The sequence below is a fragment of the Amycolatopsis sp. NBRC 101858 genome, from assembly GCF_030269325.1.
Lineage (GTDB): Bacteria > Actinomycetota > Actinomycetes > Mycobacteriales > Pseudonocardiaceae > Amycolatopsis > Amycolatopsis ponsaeliensis.
In genome coordinates this window covers 652,015-676,734 of sequence record NZ_BSTD01000006.1, presented here as the reverse complement: position 1 = coordinate 676,734, position 24,720 = coordinate 652,015, and the positions used below count along the sequence as shown (strand labels likewise).

The 24,720-nt window shown below is 71.6% G+C and carries 19 protein-coding genes; 14 read left to right on the top strand and 5 right to left on the bottom strand.

Annotated features, from left to right (window positions below; all coding sequences use genetic code 11):
- Positions 1–21: 21 nt before the first annotated feature.
- From QSK39_RS42325 to QSK39_RS42295, 6 genes are all read left to right on the top strand, one after another.
- Positions 22–1,227: an NAD(P)/FAD-dependent oxidoreductase gene (locus QSK39_RS42325; protein WP_285483428.1), complete on the top strand. Its 1,206-nt coding sequence runs from the start codon at positions 22–24 to the stop codon at positions 1,225–1,227.
- 340 nt (positions 1,228–1,567) lie between these two features.
- Positions 1,568–2,929 carry a beta-1,3-glucanase family protein gene (locus QSK39_RS53345; protein WP_502873355.1) on the top strand — a complete coding sequence of 454 codons (1,362 nt, stop codon included), beginning with the start codon at positions 1,568–1,570 and terminating at the stop codon, positions 2,927–2,929.
- Positions 2,930–2,994: 65 nt separating this feature from the next.
- Positions 2,995–3,435, top strand: coding sequence for a hypothetical protein (locus QSK39_RS42310; RefSeq protein ID WP_285483427.1), 441 nt, complete (start codon positions 2,995–2,997; stop codon positions 3,433–3,435).
- Between the two features lie 47 nt (positions 3,436–3,482).
- Entirely contained in the window at positions 3,483–5,705 is a 2,223-nt protein-coding gene (locus QSK39_RS42305; RefSeq protein WP_285483426.1) for an ATP-binding protein, read from the top strand.
- Between the two features lie 213 nt (positions 5,706–5,918).
- Complete coding sequence (gene miaB, locus QSK39_RS42300; protein ID WP_285483425.1) at positions 5,919–7,400, top strand: tRNA (N6-isopentenyl adenosine(37)-C2)-methylthiotransferase MiaB; 1,482 nt, start codon at positions 5,919–5,921, stop codon at positions 7,398–7,400.
- On the top strand, positions 7,397–7,870 hold the full coding sequence (locus tag QSK39_RS42295; protein ID WP_285483424.1) for an Rv2732c family membrane protein: 474 nt from the start codon (positions 7,397–7,399) through the stop codon (positions 7,868–7,870). The genes miaB and QSK39_RS42295 overlap by 4 nt, the downstream gene beginning before the upstream one ends.
- Here QSK39_RS42295 and QSK39_RS42290 read toward each other — a convergent pair.
- Both QSK39_RS42290 and QSK39_RS42285 read right to left on the bottom strand, forming a co-directional pair.
- On the bottom strand, positions 7,867–8,298 hold the full coding sequence (locus QSK39_RS42290; protein ID WP_285483423.1) for a hypothetical protein: 432 nt from the start codon (positions 8,296–8,298) through the stop codon (positions 7,867–7,869). The two genes, QSK39_RS42295 and QSK39_RS42290, sit on opposite strands and share 4 nt — an antisense overlap.
- 595 nt (positions 8,299–8,893) lie before the next feature.
- Positions 8,894–10,207 (bottom strand): DUF349 domain-containing protein, encoded by a 1,314-nt coding sequence (locus QSK39_RS42285; RefSeq protein ID WP_285483422.1) that lies wholly within the window; start codon positions 10,205–10,207, stop codon positions 8,894–8,896.
- A 218-nt stretch (positions 10,208–10,425) separates the two neighbouring features.
- Between QSK39_RS42285 and miaA the strand changes: the two genes are divergently transcribed.
- Positions 10,426–11,352, top strand: coding sequence for a tRNA (adenosine(37)-N6)-dimethylallyltransferase MiaA (gene miaA, locus QSK39_RS42280; protein ID WP_285483421.1), 927 nt, complete (start codon positions 10,426–10,428; stop codon positions 11,350–11,352).
- A gap of 10 nt (positions 11,353–11,362) precedes the next feature.
- Positions 11,363–12,190, top strand: a complete 828-nt coding sequence (gene dapF / locus QSK39_RS42275; RefSeq protein WP_285483420.1) for a diaminopimelate epimerase — start codon at positions 11,363–11,365, stop codon at positions 12,188–12,190.
- Positions 12,191–12,206: 16 nt separating this feature from the next.
- On the opposite strand, the gene valS is transcribed toward dapF, so the two are convergent.
- Together valS and QSK39_RS42265 are read right to left on the bottom strand one after the other, a co-directional pair.
- Entirely contained in the window at positions 12,207–14,726 is a 2,520-nt protein-coding gene (gene valS, locus QSK39_RS42270) for a valine--tRNA ligase (protein WP_285483419.1), read from the bottom strand.
- Positions 14,727–14,735: 9 nt separating this feature from the next.
- Positions 14,736–15,992, bottom strand: a complete 1,257-nt coding sequence (locus QSK39_RS42265; RefSeq protein WP_285483418.1) for an MFS transporter — start codon at positions 15,990–15,992, stop codon at positions 14,736–14,738.
- Positions 15,993–16,054: 62 nt separating this feature from the next.
- Here QSK39_RS42265 and QSK39_RS42260 point away from each other — a divergent pair, with 62 nt between their 5' ends.
- Genes QSK39_RS42260 through QSK39_RS42250 form a run of 3 tightly spaced genes read left to right on the top strand, consistent with a single transcriptional unit; the run spans position 16,055 to position 19,109 of the window.
- Positions 16,055–16,558 carry an ArsR/SmtB family transcription factor gene (locus QSK39_RS42260; protein ID WP_285483417.1) on the top strand — a complete coding sequence of 168 codons (504 nt, stop codon included), beginning with the start codon at positions 16,055–16,057 and terminating at the stop codon, positions 16,556–16,558.
- A gap of 42 nt (positions 16,559–16,600) precedes the next feature.
- Entirely contained in the window at positions 16,601–18,049 is a 1,449-nt protein-coding gene (gene hflX / locus QSK39_RS42255) for a GTPase HflX (RefSeq protein WP_285483416.1), read from the top strand.
- Between the two features lie 52 nt (positions 18,050–18,101).
- Entirely contained in the window at positions 18,102–19,109 is a 1,008-nt protein-coding gene (locus QSK39_RS42250; RefSeq protein WP_285483415.1) for an esterase-like activity of phytase family protein, read from the top strand.
- Between the two features lie 297 nt (positions 19,110–19,406).
- On the opposite strand, the gene lexA is transcribed toward QSK39_RS42250, so the two are convergent.
- Positions 19,407–20,066 carry a transcriptional repressor LexA gene (gene lexA, locus QSK39_RS42245; RefSeq protein WP_285483414.1) on the bottom strand — a complete coding sequence of 220 codons (660 nt, stop codon included), beginning with the start codon at positions 20,064–20,066 and terminating at the stop codon, positions 19,407–19,409.
- A gap of 353 nt (positions 20,067–20,419) precedes the next feature.
- Here lexA and QSK39_RS42240 point away from each other — a divergent pair, with 353 nt between their 5' ends.
- The 3 genes from QSK39_RS42240 to QSK39_RS42230 all read left to right on the top strand — a co-directional run bounded on the left by QSK39_RS42240 (position 20,420) and on the right by QSK39_RS42230 (position 24,694).
- Entirely contained in the window at positions 20,420–20,890 is a 471-nt protein-coding gene (locus QSK39_RS42240; protein WP_285483413.1) for a LysM peptidoglycan-binding domain-containing protein, read from the top strand.
- Positions 20,891–21,354: 464 nt separating this feature from the next.
- Complete coding sequence (gene nrdR, locus QSK39_RS42235) at positions 21,355–21,849, top strand: transcriptional regulator NrdR (protein ID WP_284741110.1); 495 nt, start codon at positions 21,355–21,357, stop codon at positions 21,847–21,849.
- Positions 21,850–21,880: 31 nt separating this feature from the next.
- The gene (locus QSK39_RS42230; protein WP_285483412.1) at positions 21,881–24,694 is read left to right on the top strand and encodes a vitamin B12-dependent ribonucleotide reductase; all 2,814 of its coding nucleotides are present in this window, start codon (positions 21,881–21,883) and stop codon (positions 24,692–24,694) included.
- The last annotated feature ends 26 nt before the right edge of the window (positions 24,695–24,720 follow it).

Genomic DNA, 24,720 nt, shown 5'->3' with positions numbered 1-24,720 from the left:
CGCAGACGGAGGGAGAGCGGCATGGACGTGGTCGTCGTGGGTGGCGGGCTGGCGGGGCTGAGCGCGGCGCGGCGGCTGTGCGGAGCCGGGGTGTCGGTCACCGTGCTGGAGGCGGGCGACGACGTGGGCGGCCGGGTGCGCACCGACGTCGTCGACGGGTTCCGCCTCGACCGCGGGTTCCAGGTGCTGCTGCCCGCTTATCCGGCGCTGCGGCGGTGGGCTGACGTCGGCGCGTTGCGGCCGCGCCCGTTCACGCGCGGCACGATCGCGCTGACCGGCTCCGGCCGCCGCTGGCTCGCCGGCCCGTGGCACGGCCTGCCGGCGGTGCGCGGCGCCGCGGGGTTCGTCGCGGGCCGCCCCGCCGACGGCGCGCGGATGGCCGTGCTCGCCGCCCGGGACGTGCTGAAGGCCGACCGCGCCGACAGCGGGCGCAGCACCGCCGAGGAGCTGCGCCGCTGGGGGCTGTCGCGGGCCACGGTCGAGGAGGTGCTCCGGCCGTTCCTCGCCGGCGTGTTCCTCGACCGGGACCTGGCGACGTCGGGCCGGCTGTTCCACCTGATCTGGCGCAGCCTCCTGCGTGGCGGCGGCGTGCTGCCGGCCGAGGGGATGCAGGCCCTGCCGCACCAGCTCGCGGCCGGGCTGCCGGTCCGCACGGGCGTCGGGGTCGACGCGGTCACCGAGCACGGCGTGCGCACGCGCGACGGCGAGGACATCCCCGCGCGGGCGGTCGTGGTGGCGACCGACGGGGACACGGCCGCACGGCTGCTGCCCGGGGTCGAGGCGCCGGGCTGGCACGCGGTGACGACCTTCTACTACCGCGCGGGGGAGTCACCCCTGCGGTCGCCGACGCTGCTGGTCGACGGCCTCGACGAGCTGCTGCTGACCACGGCGGTGCTCAGCGAGGTGGCGCCGGGGTACGCCCCGCCCGGGTCGGCGCTGATCACCGCTTCGGTGCCCGGCCGCGCGGAGCCCGGCCTGGAGCCGCGGGTGCGGCAGCGGCTGGCCCGGATCTACGACACCGGCACGCGGGACTGGGAGCTGCTGCGGACGTACGCGATCCCGAAGGCGCTGCCGGTGTTCGGGGCCGGCGCCCCGCTGCGGCGCCCGGTGCGGGTCGGTCCCGGGCGGTACGTGTGCGGAGACCACCGCGACACGCCTTCGGTGCAGGGTGCCCTCGTGTCGGGTCAGCGGGCGGCCGAGGCGGTGCTGGCCGACCTCAGGTCCTGAGTCCACAGTGGACTCAGGGGGCACCGCGCCGACACGCCGGGGAGGCATCTCGCGGCGGGCGTGCATCGGTCGTGCGCAGACCATGGCTGACTCCTGTGAGCCGGCCCCTGGGCGGGTGGCGGCGCCACGCAGAGGATTCGAGGTGGAACCGGTTCCGAGGATCGCTCCGCGACCCGGAACTGTCAAGGGTTGACAGGCCGGGGGCGGTGGTATGAACCTTTTCACCGATCGTCCCCCGCCGGCCCTCGAGGGCATCCGCCCGGCGCTCAGGGGGCGAGCCGGACGACGCCGTCCCCTGACCGGCGGCGGGTCCGTCCCTTTCCCGGCCAGGGAGGAACCCATGCCCTCGAACGCCCTGCCGTGGCGCCACCGCCGCGGACCCGGAACCCGCTTGGCGACGCTCGCCGCGGCGCTGGCGGTCGCCGTGCTCGGCTTCGCCGCACCATCGGCGAACGCGGCGGACAGCCTGATCTCGCAAGGAAAGCCCGCCACGGCGTCCTCGGTGGAGAACGCCGGGACCCCCGCTTCCGCCGCGGTGGACGGCAACACCGGCACCCGCTGGTCGTCGCAGTTCAGCGATCCACAGTGGATCCAGGTCGACCTCGGCGGCGCGGCGACCGTCAGCCGGGTCGTGCTGAACTGGGAGGCGGCCTACGCCACGGCCTACCAGATCCAGTTGTCCGACAACGGTTCCACTTGGTCCACTGTGTACCAGACGACGACCGGGACCGGCGGCACGCAGACGCTGGCCGTGACCGGAGCCGGGCGGTACGTTCGCCTCGCCACCACCGCGCGAGCCACCCCGTACGGCGTCTCGCTCTGGGAGTTCCAGGTGTTCGGCACCGGCGGCGGGACCACGCAGCCCGGCGCCGGCGTCCCGCCCGACTCGTTCTGGGGCGACACCGCGAGCATCCCGGCCGCGCGCAACGTGCTGACGGTGAAGGTGCTCAACCGGACCAACGGCAAGTACCCCGACAGCCAGGTGTACTGGAACTTCGGCGGCCAGACGCACTCGATCGCCGAGCAGCCCTACATCGACATGCCGGCCAACTCCGCCGGGCGGATGTACTTCTACCTCGGCACCCCGAACGGCCAGTACGCCGACTTCATCGAGTTCACCGTCGGCCCGGACGTGTTCAACGGCAACACCACCCGGGTGGACGCGTTCGCGCTGAAGCTGGCCATGCGGCTGCACGCGCACGACGGCTACGACGTCCAGGTGGGTGACGACTACGGGACCTTCCAAGAGGACCGGGCGGCCACCTTCGCCAAGTTCCAGGCCGAGGTGCCGACGGAGTTCAAGGGCCTGGCGACGGTGAACGCGCCGTACCGGATCCCGGCGCCGGGCAGCGCCCCGGACTTCCGCACGGGCGGCCGGTACGCGAACTACTTCACCGCCTACGCGCAGTCGGTGGGTGTCAACGAGCCGACGTCGAACATCACCGGGTGCGCCGGCTCGCTGGCCGGGAACCCGAACATGTGCGCGGCGCTGAACCGCCACACGGCGCAGCTGCCGGCGTCGCAGCAGCAGGACCCGGCGAACTACTACAAGGCCGCTCCGGCGAACTACTACGCGAAGTACTGGCACGACCACGGCATCAACCACCTGGCGTACGGCTTCCCGTACGACGACGTGGCCGGCCAGTCCTCGTTCGTCTCCCACGGAGACCCGCAGTGGCTGCTGGTGGCCGTCGGCTGGTGACCGGTTCTCGGTGTGGCGGCTTTCGGGCCGTCACACCGGGGCCACCGGCGCGATATGGTGCCGCGATGGGGTTGGAAGTCGCGGTGGGGTTCTTGATCGCCTGGGCCGTCGGAAAGGCCCGCCGGGCCGGGAAACAGCTCGACGGCGTCGCGGACGAGGTCGTCGACGCCTCGGCGGTGCGGCTGCGGGACGTGCTGCTGCGCAAGCTGGGCAAGGATTCCGCCGTCGAGCAGCTGCAGCTGGAGGCCGCCCGGCCCGAGGGCGTCGGCGACCGGACGGCGCAGCGGGTGAAGCTGGCGCTGGAGGACGCGGTCGAGCAGGACCGCGGGTTCGCAGCCGAGCTGGAGTCCGCGCTGGCGGAGGCGGAGAAGAGCGGCTCGGCGGCCGGGGGACCGGTCGTCAGCGGCACCGCGACCGCCAGTGGTGGCGGGATCGCGATCGGCGCGGTGGGGCGCGACGCGAACTTCGGGCCGCCGCCGGACCCTCGCCGGCCGGATCGGGCCTAGAGCACCCCGCGCCCGGAGCTGCGCCCGCTCAGCACGTCTCTTCGCAGGTGAACGCCGCGCCCGGAGGTGTCGCCGCCGGCGTCGTCGGCCGCGACCTGATCGTGCACCAGGCTGCCGTGGCCGGTGCCGCCGCGGTCGTGACGGCCCTCGGCAGCGGAGACGTGCGTGAGCTGTTCGTCGGCCGTGACGGCCAGGTCGAGCAGCTGCTTCGGCTGCTCGACGCCGCCGGGCGCGGCCCGGGTGCGGTCGTGGTGTCGGCGATCGCCGGGATGGGCGGGGTCGGCAAGACCGCCCTGGCCCGGCACGTCGCGGCGATCGCGGCCGGGCGAGGCTGGTTCCCGGGCGGCGTGCTGTTCGTCGACCTGCGCGGGTACGACCCCGACGAAGACCAGGTCCGGCCGCGGCAGGTGTTCGGATCCCTCCTGCGGGTGCTCGGCGTTCCGGCCGGCGACCTCCCGGCCACGGCCGACGAGCGGGCGACGGCGTTCCACCAGCTCCTCGACGAGCTCGCCGGCCGAGCGCGGCGGGTCCTCCTGGTGCTCGACAACGTCTCGGCCGGTCAGCAGGTGCAGGACCTGCTGCCGCGGCAGCGCGCCCACCGGGCGCTCGTGACCACCCGGGACACCCTCGGCCTGCCCGGTGCGGACGATCTCGTCCTCGACGTGCTGACCGCCGCCGACGGCGCGCAACTCTTGGGCGAGGTGCTCACGCGGCGCCTGCCGGGAGACCGGCGCGCGTCCGCGGATCCGGACGCGGTGTCGCGGCTGGTCGCCGTGTGCGGAGCTCTTCCGCTGGCGGTCCGCATCACGGCCTCGATCCTGGCCGACGAACCGAGCCTGGGCATCGCCGAGCTGGTCGCCGAACTGACCGCGGCCGACGGCCCCGGACCCCACCGGGTACGCCACGGCGAGACCACGGTCGCCGCCGCGTTCGAGCGTTCGTGGAGCCGGCTCCGGGGCCGGGACCCGGACGCCGCGGCTTTGCTGCCGCTGCTGACGGTCAACGCCGGTCCCGACCTCGCCACGGACACCGTGGCCGCGCTGGCCGATGTGGCCGCCGCGGTCGTCGCGCCGCGACTGCGCACGTTGCGCGCGGCGTCGCTGCTGCAGCAGACACCCGCGGGCCGGTGGCAGCTCCACGATCTGGTTCGCCGCTACGCGTCGGAGCACCTCGAACCCGGCAACGCCGAAGAGGCCACGGTCCGCCTGCTCGAGCACTACGCCTGGACGGTCATGGTGGCGGACGGGCACCTCCGCGCGCTGCCGGGCCAGCCCGTCGTCAACCGGTTCACCGGCCGCCGGGACGCGCTGGACTGGTTCGACGCCGAGCACGCGAACCTCGTGGCCGCCGTTGCGCACGCTCACGAGGCGGGCCGTCCGCGACCGACCTTCGTGATCGGCACCTACTCGAGCGAGTACCTCGCGCTGCGGCGGCACATCACCGACTGGGTCACGGTGGCGACCTGCGCCGTGGACGCGGCCGCGCGTCTCGGTGACCCGGAAAGCTCGGCCGCCGCGTGGAGCAACCTCGGTATCGCCTTGCAGGACGCCCGGCGGTTCACTGAAGCGGTCGACGCCCACCGTCAGTCGTTGCGTCACGTCCGGAAGGTCGGCGACCGCCGGCTCGAAGGCGAAACCTGGAACAACCTGGGTAATGCGCTGGAGCGGGTGCGGCGCTTCGACGAGGCGGTCGACGCCCATCGGCAGGCGGTGCTCCTGCGGCGAGAGGTCGGCGACCGGCGCGGCGAAGGCGCGTCGTCGGTCAACCTCGGGAACGCACTGGCGGGACTGCGACGGTTCGACGAGGCAGCCGCCGCGTACCGGCATGCCCTGAGCCTCCTGCAAGCGGTCGGGGACGGGCACGGTCTCGCCGCCGGGTTGGTCAACTTCGCGAACCTGCAGCAGTCTCTCGAACGGTACGACGAAGCTCTCGACGGCTACCGGCGCGCCGCGGTCCTGCATCGCGAAGCCGACGACCGGCACGGCGAAGGCCAGGCCTGGAACAACATCGGCGCCGCTCTGCAGGCACTGCAAAGGTTCGACGAAGCGATCGACGCCCACCAGCGTGCGGTGGACCTCTTCCGCGAAGCCGGCGACGGTCACAGCGAAGGCGGAGCGTGGCGGAACCTCGGAGTCGCCCTGGAACGGGCGGGCCGGCGCGGGGAGGCCCGGCAGGCCTGGGAAACCGCCGTGGACCTGTACAGCTTGGCGGGTGAAGCCGGGTCCGTCGCGCTGATCTGGGGATGGCTGACGGACTCCGGTGACGACTGACCGGTCTATTGCAGGGTGGCGATCCCGGCCAGGAAGATGTCGACGCCGGCGAGGAACTGGAAGAGGCAATGTTCGAGCGAGCGGCCGCGCGCTTCTTTCGAGGCCAGTCGGCGAGCGGAGGTCCGAAGTTTCCGGCGAACCGTCCGCAGCCAGGAAGAACCAGCAGGCAGGGGGCGGCTTTACCTGCTGAGGCGGGGGCTACCCTGGAAGCCGATGACCGAGACACAGGCACCCAGGGCGTACCAGATCCGCACCTTCGGCTGCCAGATGAACGTGCACGACTCGGAGCGGCTCGCCGGGCAGCTCGAGGAAGCCGGGTACGCCCCTGTCGAAGACGGGGCCAAGCCCGACCTCATCGTGTTCAACACCTGCGCCGTCCGGGAGAACGCGGACAACAAGCTCTACGGCACCCTCGGCCACCTGCGCCCCGACAAGGTCGCCAACCCCGGGATGCAGATCGCCGTCGGCGGGTGTCTCGCGCAGAAGGATCGCGGGGAGATCGTCAAGCGGGCGCCCTGGGTCGACGTCGTCTTCGGGACGCACAACATCGGGTCGCTGCCCACGCTGCTGGAGCGCGCCCGGCACAACGCCGAGGCCGAGGTCGAGATCCTCGAATCGCTCGAGACCTTCCCCTCCACGCTGCCCGCTCGGCGCGAATCGTCCTACGCGAGCTGGGTGTCCGTTTCGGTCGGGTGCAACAACACCTGCACCTTCTGCATCGTGCCCGCCCTGCGCGGCAAGGAACGCGACCGGCGGCCCGGTGAGATCCTCGCCGAGGTCGAGGCGCTCGTCGCCGAAGGCGTGCTCGAAGTCACCCTGCTCGGCCAGAACGTGAACTCCTACGGCGTCGAATTCGGCGACAGGCTGGCGTTCGGGAAGCTGCTGCGCGCGACCGGGGCCATCGACGGCCTCGAGCGCGTGCGCTTCACCTCGCCGCACCCGGCCGCCTTCACGTCCGACGTCATCGAGGCGATGGCCGAGACGCCGAACGTCTGCCACCAGCTGCACATGCCGCTGCAGTCCGGCTCCGACCGGGTGCTGCGGGAGATGAAGCGGTCCTACCGCTCGGCTCGGTTCCTGAAGATCCTCGACGAGGTCCGCGCGGCGATGCCGGACGCGGCCATCACCACCGACATCATCGTCGGCTTCCCCGGCGAGACCGAGGAGGACTTCCAGGCGACCCTGGACGTCGTGGCGCAGGCCCGCTTCTCCAGCGCCTTCACCTTCCAGTACTCGATCCGCCCCGGCACGTCGGCCGCGACGATGCCGGACCAGCTGCCCAAGGCCGTCGTGCAGGAGCGCTACGAGCGCCTGGTCGAGCTGCAGAACGCGATCTCCTGGGAAGAGAACAAGAAGATCGTCGGCCGCCGGGTCGAGCTGCTCGTCGCCGCGGGCGAAGGCCGCAAGGACGCCGAGACGCACCGGATGAGCGGCCGCGCCCGCGACGGCCGCCTGGTGCACTTCACCCCGGGCGACGCGCAGGTCCGCCCTGGTGACGTCGTCGAGACGGTCGTCACCTACGGCGCCCCGCACCACCTGGTCGCCGACGGTGACCTGCTGTCCCACCGGCGGACGCGGGCCGGCGACAACGCGGAGGCGGGGCTCCGGCCGAGGACGAGCGGCGTCACGCTGGGCTTGCCAGGCTTCGGTGCCCCGGCCGCGCAGCCGGAGCCGGTGAGCGGGTGTGCGCTGTGACGGAGTCAAAGGGCAACGGTGAGCTGGCCGAGCTGGCCGCCGAGATCGACGAGGTGGGCGACCGCGCGTCGCGCACCGTCGAGCTGGGTCGGCGCGGGTTCACCATCGCCGTGTTCACGTTCGTGCTGCTGATCTGCCTGGCCCTGCCGTGGGTCGGCGACCACGCGGGCTGGCAGGTGCTGGCCGGCGAGGGCGGCGGCATCCCGCAGCTGTTCGCGGCGACGTCGACCGCCGTCGGCATCCTCGCGTCGGCGCTGGCGCTGGTGACGCGCCGGTGGTGGCTGGCCTGGGTGTGCGCCGCCGGCGGCTGGTTCGCTTCGGTGGACGGGCTGCTGGCCATCTGGTCGCAGCAGTCGTCGCACGCCGGCGGAGCCGCGGGCGGCGGACCCGGGTACGGCCTGATCATCGCCTGGATCGCGATGATCTGCCTCGCGGTGTCGTGGATGCGGACCGCGTTCTCGCGGGACTAGATCACCACGATGCCGATCAGGCTCGACACGACGCCGACGTAGAGCTCGGTTTCCGGGTGGAAGACCCGGAGCGTGACGTTCGCGCGGATCGTGAAGCTGACGCTGAACTTGAACACGCCGTTGGGCTTGCAGGTCCCGGTGGTCAGATTCACCCAGACGCCGGCCTTGAGCTGCTGGACGATGACGGGTTCCCCGCCGGAGAGGCTTTCCTGCCCGCCGAGGTCGGCGAACGAGCCCTTGATCTTCGTCTCTTCGCCGACCTTGACGCGGGTCTTGTCGGCTTTGGCTTCGAGCTTGGCCTTGTGCTTCTTGTGCCCCTGGACGGCGGCGGGGGCCGGGCCACCGGCCGCGAGCGCGACGGTCGGGGCGGCGAGCGCGACGGTGCAGGCGATGACCAGTGCGGACACGAGGTTCGATGTCTTGCTCATGATCGAAGTGGAGCACTGGTGACGCCGGAAAGCGCCGGATGCCACCTGGCCGTGCAGCGCGTCACACCGCTTCGGGTGACGCGTTAACCGTCCGATTACCGCCGAACCCGGGCTCGCAGTTTTGGTTCGGTGTTGGGCAGCGGGCGTCGTCCCCGGTCGGGCATTGATGGCTCGCACGAGGCCCTCGCCCTTCCTGGGGGCGGCCGCGCTTCCAGCGTATCGGCGCCCACCGACGCGACCGGCCGGAAACGCAGCCGGCCTCACACCTCAGCGGTCGGCGATGTGGCACATCGCCGACCGGACAGGGAGGCCACTTGGTGACTGGCGGCGTGGGCGCCGGGCAGCGCCCGATCGGCGCGGGCTGGTCGACCACGACTAGCAACGGGGGCGACTTTTTAGCCGTGTCCCGCCTGGTTCGTTCATACCGACGCGGTCACCGGTCGGGCATCGATGGCTCGCACGAGGCCCTCGCCCTTCCTGGGGGCGGCCGCGCTTCCAGCGTATCGGCGCCCACCGACGTGACCGGCCGGAAACGCAGCCGAGCAGCCGGCTTGTCCACATCACGATGGCCTTGTGGACAAGCCGGCCCCGAACCTCAGCGGTCGGCGACCGCGGCCTCCGCGGCCTGCAGCCACTCGCGCCACTGAGCAGCCTGCTCGTCGGCCTTCTTCGCCCGGCGCTCGTCGCCCGCGGCACGGGCCTTCGCCGCCTGGGACTCGAACTGCTCGACGCGCTCGCGGAACTGGGCGGCCCGGGCCTGGGCCTCCGGGTCCGTGCGGCGCCAGCGGCTGTCCTCGGCCGACTTCACCGCGTCCTGGACCGCCTTCAGCCTGCCGTCCAGCTCGCGGATCCGCTCGCGCGGGACCTTGCCGATCTCGTCCCACTGCTCCTGGATCTTGCGCAGCGCGTTCTTCGCGGCTTCCAGGTTCGCGGCCGCGTCGATCTTCTCGGCCTCGACCAGCAGCTCTTCCTTGCGGGTCGCGTTCTGCGTGAACTCCGCGTCACGCTCGGAGAACACCGCGGACCGGCGGGCGAAGAACTTGTCCTGCGCCGCGCGGAACCGCTGCCACAGCGCCTCGTCGCTGTCCTTGGGGGCGCGGCCGGCGGCCTTCCACTCGGTCATCAGGTCCTTGTAGCGACCCGCGGTCTCGCCCCAGTCCTCGGACTCGCTGATGGCCTCGGCCTCGGCGATGAGCTCTTCCTTGCGCGTCTTGGCCGAGGCGCGCTGCTTGTCCAGCTCGGCGAAGTGGGAGCCCCGCCGCCGGTTGAAGCCCTCGCGGGCCTTGGAGAACCGCTTCCACAGCTCGTCGTCGGTCTTGCGGTCGACGCCCTTGACCGTCTTCCACTCGTCGAGGATCGCGCGCAGCCGGTCGCCCGCCGCCTTCCACTGGGTGGAGTCGGCGGCGATCTTCTCGGCCTCCTCGGCCAGCTCCTGCTTCCGGGCGACGGCGGCTGCCCTGGCGACCTCGCGCTCCTGCTTCGCGCTGGCCAGTGCCTTCTCGGCGTGCCCGATGACGTACTCCAGCCGCGCGGCGAGCGCGGCCAGGTCGCCGACCAGGGCGGCCTCGGCCAGCCCGTCGCGGATCTGGGTGGCGCTCGACAGCGCGTGCTTCGGGTCGCCGGCCCCGGAGGCCAGCCGGGTCTCCAGCAGCTCGACTTCGGTGCGCACGTCGTCGAAGCGGCGGGCGTAGTGCACCAGTCCCTCGTCGGGGCTGCCCGCCTGCCAGACGCCGACCGCGCGTTCACCCTCGGCGGTGAGGACGTAGACGGTGCCCTCGTCGTCGATGCGGCCCCAGGTGGACGGGGTGGGCTCGGCGAGCGGCACGGGCGGGGCGGCGTGCCCGGCGTGCAGCGCGTGCGGCACCGGGTGCGGGGCCGGGGTACCGGTGGAAGTGTTCTCCTGGGCCATCGCAGGCTCCTTATCGCCTGTACGCCCGCTGGTGCGGGCGCCCCGCCGCGGAAGCGGGGCCGGGTAGTGCGGTCGTCACGGGCCGTGCTCGGATGCTACGGCCCCACGCGGCATTCAAGCAGCTCAGCGCGCACCGTGGTACTGGATGGGCCACTCGAAGCTCGTGATCCTACTTCCGGTGGACGCTCCGTGGCGGCCCGCCGGTATCGTCAGCCGCCGTGACCAGCCCCGCCGCGCCGCCCGGAACCCGTCCTGTGGCGGTGGTCGGGCCGACGGCCACCGGCAAGACCGCGCTGGCCGTGGAGCTGGCGCTGGAGCTGGGCGGCGAGGTCGTCAACGCCGACGCGCTGCAGCTCTACCGGGGCATGGACATCGGCACCGCCAAGGCCACCGCTGCCGAGCGCCGCGGCGTCCCGCACCACCTCCTCGACGTCCTGGACGTCACCGAGACGGCGTCCGTCGCGGCCTACCAGCGCGCCGCGCGCGCCGAGATGGAGCGCCTGCTGGCCGCCGGCAAGGTGCCGGTGCTGGCCGGCGGGTCCGGTCTCTACGTCCAGGCCGTGCTCGACGACCTGCGGTTCCCGGGCACCGACCCGGCCGTGCGCGCCCGGCTGGACGCGGAGGCCGTCTCGCTCGGCACGCCCGCGTTGTACACCCGGCTGGGTGAACGCGATCCGGCCGCCGCGGCCGCGATCCTGCCGACCAACACACGTCGGATCGTGCGTGCGCTCGAGGTCATCGAGCTCACCGGCGAACCGTTCTCGGCGAACCTGCCCAAGCCCGGCCCGGCTCGCTACGACACGGTTGTCATCGGCGTCGACCGCGAGCCCGAGGAGCTCGACGAGCGCGTGAACGAGCGCGTCCGGCGGATGTTCGAGGCCGGGCTGGTCGACGAAGTCCGCGCGCTGACCGAGCGCGGCCTGCGGGACGGGAAGACGGCGTCGCGGGCGCTCGGCTACCAGCAGGTGCTCGCCGAGCTGGACGGCGAAGGCGACTTCGAGGCGGCCGCCGCGGCGACGGCGCAGGCCACACGGCGCTTCGTCCGGAAGCAACGGTCCTGGTTCCGGCGTGACAAGCGGATCCACTGGTACGACGGCGCGGAGCCCGGGCTGGCCGCACGCGTCCTGGATACCCTGGGCCGGTAATCTTGCCCCCATGGGCGGAATCGAGTTCCTCAAGGGGCACGGCACGCAGAACGACTTCGTGCTGCTCCCCGACGCGGCGGGCCGCCTCGATCTGACCGAGGCCAGGGTCGCCGCGCTGTGCGACCGCCACCGCGGTCTCGGGGCCGACGGCGTGCTGCGCGTCGTCCGCGCCGCCGCGCTGGACGTCGAGTCCGCGGGCGAGTGGTTCATGGACTACCGCAACGCCGACGGGTCGATCGCCGAGATGTGCGGCAACGGCGTGCGCGTCTTCGCTCGCTACCTCGTCGAATCGGGCCTGGAGACCGAGGGCGAGTTCGTCATCGGCACCCGCGCCGGCGACCGCCCGGTGGTGGTGCACCCGGATCGCTCGGTGACCGTCGGGATGGGTCCGGCGACGATCACCGGCACGTCGGTGACGGTGGTGGCCGGCCGGCCGTTTTCCGGTGTGGCGGTGAACGTCGGCAATCCGCACCTGGTGTCGCTGATCGACGACGACGTGGCGGACCTCGACCTGCGCGACCAGCCCGACTTCGACCACGACGTCTTCCCGCACGGGGTCAACCTCGAGTTCGTCAACCGCCTCGGCGAGGGCGCGCTGCGGATGCGCGTGCACGAGCGCGGGGTGGGGGAGACCCGGGCGTGCGGAACGGGCACGGTGGCCGCGGTGGCCGCGGCCTTCCACCTGGCGGGCACGGACACCGGAGCATCCACAGTGGACATCCCGGGCGGCCGGGTCGAGGTGACGGTCTCCCGCGGCGCGTCGACCCTGTCGGGCCCGGCGGAGATCGTGGCACGCGGCGAGATCGACGAAGCCTGGTGGGCCGCCGCCGGTTCCTGACGGCGACCCACCTGCGTCAGCCGCCGACCTTTGCTTCGAGTGCGAACTCGCCTTCGCCCGTCTTGACGTCCGCGATCACCCCCGCGACGCGGATGTCCGGCTCGATCGCCGTGAACCGCGTCAGCACCTCGGCCGGGCCCGTCACCGTCAGCGTCTCCACCGCCGTGCGCATCGACACCTTCGCGTCCGTCTTCGCCCGGCGCACCGCCGCGATCACCTCGCCCGCCAGCGTCAGCAGCTCCGCGTCGCCGTCGGACGCCGATGCCGTGGGCCAGGACGCCCGGTGCACCGAACCCTCCTGCCACCACGACCAGACCTCCTCGGTCGCGAACGGCAGGAACGGCGCGAGCAGCCGCAGCACCGCCGACAACGCCGTCACCAGTGCCGCCTGGGCCGACGAAGCTCCCGCCGGGCCGCTGTCGCCGTACGCGCGGCCCTTCACCAGCTCGACGTAGTCGTCGCAGAACGTCCAGAAGAACGTCTCCGTCACCTGCAGCGCCCGCGCGTAGTCCAAGGCCTCCAACGCCGCCGTCGCCTGCTCGATGACGACCGCCAGCGACGCCAGCAGCGCCCGGTCGAGCGGCTCGGTGGCCACGGCAGCCGGAGAAGGCACGCCCAGGCCCAGCACGAACCGGCTCGCGTTGAGCAGCTTCGTCGCCAGGCGGCGGCCGACCTTCATCTGGCCTTCGTCCACCGCCGTGTCGACGCCGGGGCGCGCGCTCGCCGCCCAATAGCGGACCGCGTCGGAACCGAAGCGCTCCAGCATGTCCACCGGCGTCGTCACGTTGCCCTTGGACTTCGACATCTTCTTGCGGTCCGGGTCGAGCACCCAGCCCGCGATCGACGCCGCCCGCCACGGCAGCACGCCGTGTTCCAGCTCCGCGCGCACCGCCGTCGAGAACAGCCAGGTGCGGATGATCTCGTGCGCCTGCGGCCGCAGGTCCATCGGGAACACCCGCTCGAACAGGTCGTCGTCGAGGCTCCACCGGCCGACGATCTGCGGGGTGAGCGACGACGTCGCCCACGTGTCCATCACGTCCGCTTCGGCGACGAACCCGCCCGGGACGCCGCGCTGGTCCTCGGTGAAGCCCGGCGGGACGTCGCTGCTCGGGTCGACCGGCAAGTCGTCCGGCAGCAGCCGCGCGTCGTAGTCGGGCTCGCCAGTCGCGTCGAGCCGGTACCACAACGGGATCGGCACGCCGAAGAACCGCTGGCGGCTGACCAGCCAGTCGCCGGCCAGGTTCTCGACCCACGACGAGTAGCGCACCTTCATGTGCTTCGGCACCCAGTTCAGTTCGTCGCCCCGGGCCAGCATGCGGGCCCGGAACGCCTCGTCGTTGCCGCCGTTGCGCAGGTACCACTGCCGGCTCGCGACGATCTCCAAGGGCTTGTCGCCCTTCTCGTAGAACTTCACCGAGTGCGTGATCGGCCGCGGTTCCCCGTGCAGGGCCCCGGTTTCGCGCAGCAGGCGCACCATGATCTCGCGTCCCGTGTGGACGGTCTTGCCCACCAGCGGCGCGTACGCCTCCGCCGGGACGCCGTGCGGCGCGTCGGGCAGGAACCGGCCGTCGCGGCCCAGCACCACCCGCGTCGCCAGGCGCAGCTCACGCCACCACGTGACGTCGGTGGTGTCGCCGAACGTGCACACCATCGCGATGCCGCGGCCCTTCTCCGGGTCCGCCAGGTGGTGCGCCACCACGGGCACCTCGACGCCGAACACCGGCGTCCGCACGGACTTCCCGAAGAGCGGCTTGAAGCGTTCGTCGTCCGGGTGCGCGACCAGCGCGACGCACGCGGGCAGCAGTTCCGGCCGGGTCGTCGCGATGACGACGTCGGAGCCGTCTCCGGCCGTGAACGCGAGGTCGTGGAACGCGCCCGGGCGTTCGCGGTCCTCCAGCTCGGCCTGGGCCACCGCCGTGCGGAAGCTGACGTCCCAGAGCGTCGGCGCTTCGGCCTGGTACGCCTCGCCGCGCTCGAGGTTGCGCAGGAACGCGCGCTGCGAGATCAGCCGCGAGTCGTGCCCGATCGTCTGGTAGGTCATCGTCCAGTCGACCGACAGCCCGAGCTGCCGCCACAGCTGTTCGAACACCTTCTCGTCGGTCTCGGTCAGGGTTTCGCACAGCTCGACGAAGTTCCGGCGCGAGATCGCCACGACGTCCTTGCCCGGCTTCTCCGGCGGCCGGAAGTCCGGGTCGTAGGGCAGCGACGGCTCGCAGCGGACGCCGAAGTGGTTCTGCACCCGGCGTTCGGTCGGCAGGCCGTTGTCGTCCCAGCCCATCGGGTAGAACACCTCGAGCCCGCGCATCCGCTTGAACCGCGCGACGATGTCGGTCTGGGTGAAGGAGAAGACGTGCCCGATGTGCAGCGACCCGCTGACCGTCGGCGGCGGGGTGTCGATCGAGTAGACCTCGTCCCGGGTCTTGGTGCGGTCGAACCGGTAGGCCTCGGTGGACTCCCATACGGGTACCCACTTGGCCTCCAGACCGTCGACACCGACCTTGTCCGGGACTCGCGGGCGCTCGTATGGGGTACTCATGAATCAACTCTAGGCGGCCGGAGAACCGCTTTTCGCCTCGGTCGGCAGATCGCGCATGTGCCGCAGCGGCGAGCAGACCACCCACAGCACCGCGGCCACCTCGCCGGCCACGGCCACCCACAACGCCCCGCGCAGCCCGAGGCCCTCGCCGAGCGCGCCGCCCAGCAGCCCGCCGAGCGGGATCACGCCCCAGACGACGAACCGCACGCTGGCGTTCATCCGGCCGAGCAGCCGGTCCGGGCAGATCGCCTGGCGGTAGGAGACCGCGGCGACGTTGTAGATCGTGATCCCGAACCAGCCGATCGCCCCGCCGATCCCGGCGAGCCCGAGCCGCCAGCCCGACGCGGCGAGCGGGAGCACCAGGTGGCCGGGCAACGTGCACAGCGGCACCAGCCAGATCGACCGCGCCTGGCCGATCCGCCGGGTGATCGCGCCCGAGCAGAGCGCGCCGACGATCCCGCCGGCGCCGCTGACCGCCAGCAGCACGCCGACCGCGGCCGGCGCCAGCCCGACGGTCCGCGTCAGGAACAGCACGTACACGGCGGTGAAGGCGCCGCCGAAGAAGTTCGCCATCCCCGTCGTGCCCACGGTCGCCCGCAGCGGCCCGTCGGAGAAGACGAACCGCAGCCCTTCGGCGATCTGCGGGAGCAGCCGGGTCCGGGGGCCGCGGTCCGGCTCGGGCTCTCTCGCGCGGATGCGCAGCAGGAACAGCGCCGACGTCAGGTAGCCGAAGCCGGTGATCAGCACGGTGCTCGCGGCGGTGACCAGCTGGACCAGCACACCGGCGGCGCTCGGCCCGGCGATCTGCGCGACCGACTGGACGGCCTGCAGCTTGGCGTTGCCCTCCAGCAGGTGCTCCCGGCCGACGAGCGAGGGCAGGTACGACTGGTAGGCGATGTCGAAGAACAGCGTCGCGATGCCCACGAGCAGCACGACGACCAGCAGCTGCGCGAGCGTCAGCACCCCCGCCCACCAGGCGATCGGCACGCTCAGCAGCAGCGCGAAGCGGGTGAAGTCGGCGGTGAGCATGACCCGGCGGCGGCTCAGCCGGTCGACCCAGACTCCGGCGGGCAGCCCGAGCAGCAGGAACGCGAGCGTTTCGGCCGCGGTGAGCAGGCCCATCTCGAACGGCGTCGCGGCCAGCGTCACGGCCGCGAGCAGCGGGACGGCGGTGTTGCCGACGAACGAGCCGAACTGGCTGGCCGTGTCGCCGGCCCACAGCCGCCTGAAGTCGGCGTGGAAGAAGAGTGATGACCCCCTGGACATGGGATCGAGTCTGGCGCGAGTGATTGGAAAGTGTCAATCACTGTTCGCTCTAGGCTGTGCGCGTGTCCGCTGAGAAACGACGTGCCGCGACCGAAGCCGAGGCTGCCGCAATGGCCTCCGGAATACGGCTGCGCATCATCCGGTTGACCTTCTCGGAGGCGCTCACGAACAAGGAGCTCGCCGGGCGGCTCGGGCGGGACCCCGCGACGACCCTGCACCACGTGCGCAAGCTCGTCGAAACCGGGTTTCTGGTCGCACAGCCGCCGCGCCGCGGAGCCCGGGGCGCGAAGGAAATTCCGTATCTTTCGACGGGACTGTCGTGGACACTCGACTCATGCGGTGATCAGGGTGTGAAGCAGGCGGTGCTCGAGGCCTATCTGGCCGAGATCGCCGAAACCGGGTTCGAGGACGTGCAGCAGACGCGCCTCGTCGTCCAGGTGGCCCCTGAGGAGCGCGAGGAGCTGGAAAACCGGCTCGAATCGCTGCTCGAGGAGTTCCGCGCGCGCCCCCGTCGTCCCGGCGCGAAGCGCACCGCGATCTACCTCGCCACCTATCCCAGCACGTAAAAGTTCGGTTCCCGCGGCGAATCGTGGGACCATGGAGGCACGATGACAGAACTGACACACACCGAAGACCACGACGACGACCTGTACGACGGAGACCCGTCGACAGGCGAGATGGAGCTCGAGGACCGGGCGTCGCTGCGCCGGGTCAGGGGACTGTCCACGGAGCTCGAGGACGTCACCGAGGTCGAGTACCGCCAACTGCGGCTGGAACGCGTCGTGCTGGTCGGCGTGTGGACCGAGGGCACGGCCCTGCAGTCCGAGGCGTCGCTGGCCGAGCTGGCGCGCCTGGCCGAGACGGCGGGCTCCGAAGTCCTCGAAGGTCTCATCCAGCGGCGTCCCAAGCCGGACCCGGCCACCTACATCGGGTCGGGCAAGGTGAGGGAGCTGCGCGACATCGTCGTGTCCACCGGCGCCGACACCGTGATCTGCGACGGCGAGCTCTCGCCGGGCCAGCTGCGGCAGCTCGAGGAGAAGGTCAAGGTCAAGGTCATCGACCGGACCGCCCTGATCCTCGACATCTTCGCCCAGCACGCCCGGTCCAAGGAGGGCAAGGCCCAGGTCGAGCTGGCCCAGCTGCAGTACCTGATCCCGCGCCTGCGCGGGTGGGGTGCGTCGCTGTCCCGGCAGGCCGGTGGCCGCGCGGGTGGCGCGAACGGCGGCGTGGGCCTGCGTGGTCCCGGTGAGACCAAGCTCGAGACCGACCGGCGGCGGATCAACAAGCGCGTGGCGAAGCTGCGTCGCGAGATCGCCGCCATGGACACCATCCGCGAGACCAAGCGCGGGCGGCGACTGGCCAACGAGGTGCCCAGCGTGGCGATCGTCGGCTACACCAACGCCGGCAAGTCGAGCCTGCTCAACGCGCTGACCGGGGCCGGGGTACTGGTGGAGGACGCGCTGTTCGCCACCCTCGACCCGACCACGCGGCGCACGCAGACCGCGGACGGGCGCACCTACACGCTGACCGACACCGTCGGGTTCGTGCGGCACCTGCCGCACCAGCTGGTGGACGCGTTCCGCTCGACGCTGGAAGAGGCCGCGGACGCGGACCTGCTGGTGCACGTGGTCGACGGGTCCGACCCGGCGCCGGAGGAGCAGGTCAGCGCCGTGCGCGAGGTGCTCGGCGAGATCACGCGCAAGCGCAAGGAGCCGCTCCCGCCGGAGCTGCTGGTGATCAACAAGATCGACGCGTCCGACGAGGTCAGCCTCGCCCGGCTGCGGCACGCGCTGGCCGGCTCGGTGCCGGTCTCGGCGCGGACCGGGGCGGGCATCGCGGAGCTCGTCGAGGTGCTCGCCGACCGCCTGCCGCGGCCGGAGGTCACGGTGGAGGTCCTCGTGCCCTACACGCGCGGCGAGCTGGTCGCGCGGGCGCACGCGGACGGCGAGGTGCTCGAAGAGGAGCACGTCGAGGACGGCACGCGCCTGCTGGTGCGGGTCCGCCCGGACTTCGCCGCGGCTTTGCGCGAGTACGAGACCAACTCGACCAGGGCCTGAGACGTCTCCGTAGTGTGCGGGCAGCGAGTTCGCACACTACGGAGGTGGCTGGGTGCGCTGGGTGGTCGCTCTTGCGGCGGGGTTCTTCGCGCTTTTGAGCGGGCCGGTCCCGGCTTCCGCGGCTCCGGCCGCTCCGGAGCCGTTGTGCACGATGAAGGACTCGCGGATCGGCGAGCTGTCCGGCCTGGTCTCCGACGGTTCGAAGCTCTACGCGATCAACGACGGCGGGTCGAAGGTCCAGGTGTTCGTCCTGGGCCGGGACTGCAAGGTCCAGAAGGTCTTCACGGACAAGACGGACCCGTTCGACGTCGAGGACCTGGCCCGGACTCCCGACGGAACGCTCTGGCTGTCCGACACCGGCGACAACAAGAAGGGCCGGCTGACGGTCGCGCTGCTGGAAATGAGCCCGGCGGGCAAGGTGACGGTGCACCGGCTCACGTACCCGGACGGGCAGCACGACACCGAAGCGCTGATCATGGACAAGGCGGGGACGCCGTACCTGATCACCAAGGACATCCTCGGCGAAGCTCGCGTGTACCGGCCGTCGGGTCCGCTGGCCAGTCCCGGGCCGACCAACCTGGAGAAGGTCGGCACGGTGAAGATCTCGGAGACCGACACGCCGGGCGGCCCGGTGGGGTCGTTCGGCTCGGTCCTGGTGACGGGCGGCGCGTCTTCGGCGGACGGAACCGTGGTGGCACTGCGGACTTACAACGACGCGTATGTCTACGCGGCCCCGGACGGCGATGTGCTGGCGGCGCTGCAGCGGACGCCGACCCGGATCCCGTTGCCGGGGGAGAAGCAGGGCGAGGCGATCGCGTTCGACCCCGACGGGACGTTGCTGTCGGGCAGTGAAAGAGTCGGCGAGCCGATCCGCGCGATCCGCGGTGCGGCGGCGTCGGCTCCTCCCGTGTCGGCTTCGGACGGCAAGCCCGCTTCGAGCGCGAGCGGCGGATCATCGGACGGCGGGGGAGTACCGGTCCTGCCGGCGGCGGGGATCGCGGTCGCGGTGGTGGGGCTCGGGTGGTTCGGGTTCAGCAGACTGCGCCGCCGTCGCGGCTGAGCGAGTTCGGGTTCCGGCGGGCTGACTTCCGTGCGCGCGGCCGTTTTCATTCCGCGCGTTCACCGCTGTCTGGCGAGAAAGCCGTCCTTCGCGCGGTGCGGGGCGCGGCCGCTCGGGCCGCGCAGTCCTGCGCACCGCGCGAAGGAAACCTCAGCCGGCGCGGCGGCGGACAGGGCCGGGCTTCCCGTCCACCCACCGCACCGCGACCGGGTTGGCTCCCGGATCTCGGCTCCCCACGGCCAAGATCATCCGATCCGGTGAAGCTTCCGAGCCGTGCGAAAGCCCGGAAGGCATTCCTCAGAGGCGCCTGAGCACCGCCACGACCTTGCCGAGCACCGTCGCGTCGTCGCCGGGGATCGGGTCGTACGCCTCGTTGTGCGGCATCAGCCAGATGTGGCCGCCCTTGCGCTTGAACGTCTTGACCGTCGCCTCGCCGTCGATCATCGCCGCGACGATCTCGCCGTTGTCCGCGTCCGGCTGCTGCCGGACCACGACCCAGTCGCCGTCGGTGATGGCCGCGTCGATCATCGAGTCACCGGTGACCTTGAGCAGGAACAGCTCGCCCTCGCCGACGATCTCCCGCGGCAGCGGGAAGACGTCCTCGATGGCCTGCTCGGCCAGCACCGGGCCACCCGCGGCGATCCGGCCGACCAGCGGCACGTACGCCGCCTTCGGCATGACCGGCTGCTGGTCCATCTCGATGCCCATGGGGTTGTCGTCGGTCGCCGAGAGCACGCCGACCGCGCGGGGACGGTTCGCGTCCCGGCGCAGGTAACCCTTGCGCTGCAACGCCCGCAGCTGGTGCGAGACCGACGACGTCGACGTCAGCCCCACCGCCTCGCCGATCTCCCGGACGCTCGGCGGGTAGCCGAACCGGCTCACCCACGAGCGGATCACGTCGAGCACCTGCTGCTGGCGGACGGTGAGGGTCTCGTCGACGTCGTACACCTCCGGCATGGAGTGCACGCTGCCGCCGGGGGACCCACTGGTCCTGCCCGCCTTGTTCTCCTTCGCCACTGCGTCGCCTCCCAGACGTTCGCTGCACGTATCGCGCGCCGGCCGCCGCCCGCCGGGTGCGGGCAGCCTCGCCGGCGGCATCTGCCCGGCAGATGCCCTGGTCACCGACGTTAGCCCCCGGGCACGCCGATTTCAAACATCTGTTCGATCGACACGCCGTGTCCGCTCGATTTTGTCGGTGGTAGGTGGTAGACCTTCGCACGGGCGTTCGATAGAACGCTTGTTCGACCTTGATCCACGGGCCGGCACCGGTCCCGGAAACAGGCGGACACCAGGGTTTCGAGGAGGTTCGGATGTCCATTCTGGCCGAACGCGGGCACGCCCGCCCGGCGACCCCGGTCCCGGCGCCACCCCGGCCCGTCCGCGTCCTGCGCGGGCGCCGCGGCGAGGTCCAGCGCCCGCCGACACGCGCGCGGGTCGTCGCGGGCCGCCGGCCGGCCGGTGCCCCGTGCGCGGCGCCCCGCCGGGTGCCGGTGCGGTGGCCGTGGCTGGCCGGGCTCGCCGTCGCGAGCTGCCTCGTGGTCACCGGGCTGGGACTCTTCGGCGGCGGCGTCGCCGCGAACGCCCCGGTGCCGGCGCGGACCGCGACGGTGTCGGTCGGCCAGGGCGACACCCTTTCTTCGCTGGCCGAGCGGTTCGCGCCGGGCAGCGACGCGAGCGCGGTCGTCGCCCGGATCAAGGAGCTCAACCGCCTGGACGAAGCCGTCCTGGTGCCCGGGCTGCCGCTGACGGTCCCGGTCGCCGACGCCGTTCCCGCGCCGTGACGCCCCGCTGCCGATGACCGCCCACCGAAAATCACCCGCTCCGGTGAAGCTGCCGAGTGCGGGGGAAGCGGTGTTCCGCCGGGTGGGCCCGAGGTGTCCGGAGCGCCGGTTCCGCTGCTCCACCTGGGTGACGTCGCCCCCACTGTCGCGTCGCGGCGGTCCGCCCGCGGGCAGGGCACGCCCCAGTCCTCCCACGCCGGCCGGCCGAACCTCACCCGAGCGAGTTTTGCCCCGGCCCCGTCGCTTGCGCACGCCCCCTTCGAGTTCTACGCTCGCCCGCTATATGTAGTAGTTACACCGCTGTAGTTGGTCCACAGGTTGGGGTAGACTGGGCAGCAGTTGTCCACAGCTGGTCGGCTTTTACCCACCGGATGTCCACAAAACGATCACCAGGTGCAGGGGTGCATGGTGGCCGCGAGGACGTCGACCGGGGCGGCCGGCGATGAGGGGAAGGTGATCGGCGGATGAGGTGCCCGTTCTGCCGGCATGCGGACTCCCGGGTCGTCGACTCCCGAGAGGTGGATGAAGGCCAGGCGATCCGCAGGCGGCGCTCGTGTGCGTCCTGCGGACGGCGGTTCACGACGTCGGAGACGATGGTGCTCGCCGTCGTCAAGCGGTCCGGGGTCACCGAACAGTTCAGCCGGGACAAGGTGGTGAGCGGCGTCCGCCGCGCCTGCCAGGGCAGGCCGGTCGACGACGACGCGCTGCAGCAGCTCGCGCAGCGCGTGGAGGAGTCGATCCGCTCCGCCGGCTTGGCGGAGATCCCGAGTCACGAGGTCGGCCTGGCCATCCTGGGCCCGCTGCGTGAGCTCGACGGGGTCGCCTACCTCCGGTTCGCCAGCGTCTACCGCTCCTTCTCCTCGGTCGAGGACTTCGAGAAGGAGATAGCCGATCTTCGTGAGGCCATGGCGGGTACTGCTGCCCCGGAGGAGAGCGATCAGCGCGAAGACGGCGATTGACCGTCCCGCTGCGGGAGTGAGGGTTCGACCGATGACCGAAACCGTGGGAACCGGGGCCGGCACGGCCGCCGGCAAGAAGAGCAAGGCGACCGGCGGGCTGAGCGTGAAGCGCGTCTTCACCACCGAGGGGAAGCACCCCTACGAGCAGGTGACCTGGGAACAGCGCGACGTCGTGATGACGAACTGGCGCGACGGCTCGGTCAACTTCGAGCAGCGCGGCGTGGAGTTCCCGTCGTCCTGGTCGGTCAACGCCACCAACATCGTCACCAGCAAGTACTTCCGCGGCGCCGTCGGCAGCCCGCAGCGCGAGCGCAGCCTCAAGCAGCTCATCGACCGCGTCGTGAAGACCTACGTCAAGGCTGCGCGCGACCACGGCTACTTCGCCACGCCGCAGGACCTCGAGATCTTCGAGCACGAGCTCACCTGGATGCTGCTGCACCAGGTCTTCAGCTTCAACTCCCCGGTCTGGTTCAACGTCGGCACGTCGTCGAAGCAGCAGGTCAGCGCCTGCTTCATCCTCGCCGTCGACGACACCATGGAGTCGATCCTCAACTGGTACCGCGAGGAGGGCCTCATCTTCAAGGGCGGCTCCGGCGCGGGCCTGAACCTTTCCCGCATCCGCTCCTCGAAGGAGCTGCTGACCTCCGGCGGCACCGCGTCCGGCCCGGTCTCGTTCATGCGCGGCGCCGACGCGTCCGCGGGCACCATCAAGTCCGGCGGCGCCACCCGGCGCGCGGCCAAGATGGTCGTGCTCGACATCGACCACCCGGACATCGAAGAATTCGTCCAGACGAAGGCGCGCGAAGAGGAGAAGATCAAGGTCCTGCGCGACGCCGGGTTCGACATGGACCTCTCCGGCGCGGACATCTCCTCGGTGCAGTACCAGAACGCGAACAACTCGGTCCGCGTGACCGACGAGTTCATGCAGGCGGTCGAGAACGGCGCCGAGTTCGGCCTGCGCGCCCGGCTCACCGGCGAGGTCATCGACCGGACCGACGCGAAGAAGCTGTTCCGCAGCGTCGCCCAGGCGGCGTGGGAGTGCGCCGACCCCGGCATCCAGTACGACGGCACGATCAACGACTGGCACACCTGCCCGGAGTCCGGCCGGATCACCGCGTCGAACCCGTGCAGCGAGTACATGCACCTCGACAACTCGAGCTGCAACCTCGCCTCGCTGAACCTGCTCAAGTTCGTCACGCCCGAGGGCACGTTCGACGCGCCGCTGTTCGCGCGCGCCGTCGAATTCGTCATCACGGCGATGGACGTCTCGATCTGCTTCGCGGACTTCCCGACCGAGCCGATCGCCGACACGACGCGGAAGTTCCGCCAGCTCGGCATCGGCTACGCGAACCTGGGCGCGCTGCTGATGGCGCTGGGCCACGCGTACGACTCCGACGGCGGCCGCGCGCTCGCGGCGGCGATCACGTCGCTGATGACCGGCGTCTCGTACCGGCGCTCGGCCGAGATGGCCCAGGCCGTCGGCGCGTACGAGGGTTACGCGCGCAACGCCGAGTCGCACCAGCGCGTGATGCGCAAGCACGCGGCGGCGAACGAGCTCGTCCGCACCTACCACTCGAACGACGCCGCGGTCCGCGCGCTGGCGACGGAGGAGTGGAAGAAGGGCATCGACATCGGCGCGAAGCACGGCTGGCGCAACGCGCAGGCGTCGGTGCTCGCGCCCACCGGCACCATCGGCTTCATGATGGACTGCGACACCACCGGGATCGAGCCGGACTTCTCGCTGGTGAAGTTCAAGAAGCTCGTCGGCGGCGGCTCGATGCAGATCGTCAACCAGACGGTGCCGCGCGCGCTCGAGGCGCTGGGCTACCAGGCCGAGCAGGTCGAGGCGATCGTCGAGTTCGTGGCGCAGAACGGCCACGTCGTCGACGCGCCGGGGCTGCGTCCCGAGCACTACGAGGTGTTCGACTGCGCGGTCGGCGAGCGCTCGATCGCGCCGATGGGGCACGTCCGGATGATGGCCGCGGTGCAGCCGTTCCTCTCCGGCGCCATCTCGAAGACGGTCAACATGCCGGAGTCGGCGACGGTCGAAGAGGTCGAGGAGATCTACTTCCAGGGCTGGAAGCTCGGTCTCAAGGCGCTGGCCATCTACCGCGACAACTGCAAGGTCGGCCAGCCGCTGTCGACGGCCAAGAAGGAGAAGGCGGCCGCGGAGCCGGAGAAGGTCGTCGAGTACCGGCCGGTGCGCAAGCGCCTGCCGAAGAAGCGCCCGAGCCAGACGGTGTCCTTCACCGTGGGCGGCGCGGAGGGCTACCTGACGGCGGGGTCGTACCCGGACGACGGCCTCGGCGAGATCTTCGTCAAGCTGGGCAAGCAGGGTTCGACGCTGGCCGGCGTGATGGACGCGTTCTCGATGTCGATCTCGGTGGGCCTCCAGCACGGCATCCCGCTCGAGTTCTACGTCTCGAAGTTCTCCAACCTGCGCTTCGAGCCGGCGGGCATGACCGACGACCCGGACATCCGCATCGCGACGAGCGTGATGGACTACCTGTTCCGCCGCCTGGCGCTGGACTACCTGCCGTACGAGAAGCGTTCGCAGCTGGGCATCCTGTCGGCGGACGAGCGGTCGGCGGAGGTGGAGGCCACCTACGGCGGCGGAGGCGTCGACCTCGAGGCGCTGAGCTCCACGGTGGACTCGTCGCCGGAGCCGCACGCGGAGGAGCCGGAGCACCCGCACCGCGAGGCCCAGACGACGACGGAGCTGATGGAGCTGCGCCTCGGCAAGGCGGCGGACGCCCCGCTGTGCATGACGTGCGGAACGAAGATGCGCCCGGCAGGCTCGTGCTACGCCTGCGAAGGCTGCGGCGCGACGTCCGGTTGTAGCTGACGGCCGAGGCTGACCCGGGTGGGTGC